Raw genomic sequence first — 695 nt, 5'->3', positions numbered from 1 at the left:
TGTAAACAATGATCGCTGGGATTACTTTGAAATACTCGCTCGTTGGAACAGCAGTGTGTATGGCAACATCTCCCCTGCGGAGTTTATTGAAGCGGCTGAGCAATCGGGATTAATCATCGAATTAGGTGAGCGAATCATAGAGTTAGCATGTATTGCGAAGCAAGAGTTAGAGGCTCACCTCGGTTATACCGTGAAGCTATCCATCAACTGCTCTGCACACGAACTGGTCGATTCAAACCGCTACATCAACCACCTAACAACCTTGCTTGAGCGATACGGTCACGATGCTTCGGACTTTGTTATAGAGCTCACTGAAACTGTTTTGCTTTCACAAAGTGGACGCGAGCAGATGGTTTTGAACTCGCTTCGCTATCTTGGTTTTAAAGTCGCACTGGATGACTTCGGCACCGGCTATTCGAGCTTAAATTACATTCACAATTACCCTATCGACAGCATCAAAATTGACGCCACATTTGTGCGTAATATGCTCTCGAACAAAACGTCAGAGCAAGTGGTGTATCTGATAGCCCAGTTAGCTCAACTGTTGGATGTCGACTTAATTGCAGAAGGCGTAGAAGACGACAGGGCGTTAAATAAGCTTATCGACATGGGTTGCCATTATATTCAAGGCTACTTCTATTCTCGCCCACACAACGTCGATGAATTGGTACACATGATTAACGATAGACAAGTCA

The 695-nt window shown here is 44.7% G+C and carries 1 protein-coding gene; it reads left to right on the top strand.

The window, feature by feature from the left end:
- A partial coding sequence (locus R7R78_RS26455) for an EAL domain-containing protein (RefSeq protein WP_225474652.1) occupies positions 1 to 695 on the top strand: 695 nt, incomplete at both ends.

The organism is Vibrio sp. 2134-1 (assembly GCF_033339495.1).
Note: the sequence above shows the minus strand (reverse complement) of the source record. Positions and strands in the feature narration are given on the sequence as shown.